Origin of the sequence: Kaistia sp. MMO-174, assembly GCF_037147815.1 — a bacterium.
GTDB lineage: Bacteria > Pseudomonadota > Alphaproteobacteria > Rhizobiales > Kaistiaceae > Kaistia > Kaistia nematophila.
This window is the reverse complement of record NZ_JBBCUO010000027.1, coordinates 1-313: the sequence shown is the minus strand read 5'-3', so window position 1 is coordinate 313 and position 313 is coordinate 1. Positions and strand designations below refer to the sequence as shown.

1 protein-coding gene is annotated in these 313 nt (G+C 68.7%); it reads right to left on the bottom strand.

Features of this window, described 5'->3' with window-relative positions:
- Positions 1 to 313 (bottom strand): hypothetical protein (locus WFK98_RS27265; RefSeq protein WP_336802528.1); only part of this gene is annotated, 313 nt, incomplete at both ends.

Below are 313 nucleotides of genomic sequence, written 5' to 3'. Positions count from 1 at the left end.
CGGCGTCATCAGCTTGTTCGTTGCGCTCCCGGCCTCCGCCTCGGCTTGGCTGGCGATCGCCGCCGAGGCCAGTTTGACGAAGGTCAACAGGCTGTCCGGCACCATGCCGATGGTGAGCTGGCCGAAGCCGAGGGCATCGCCGACGCGGCGCAGGAAGGTGTCGTTCGCCGCTGCGACGATGTCGGCCGGCGAGCCGGTCGAACTCGCGGCGCGGCCGATAAGCGAGAGCGCCACGCTGTCGCGCAGCTTGGCGTTCGAGATGATCTTGTCGGCCAGATCCGCCGCCACGATGAAGGCCGGGATCCAGAGCGTG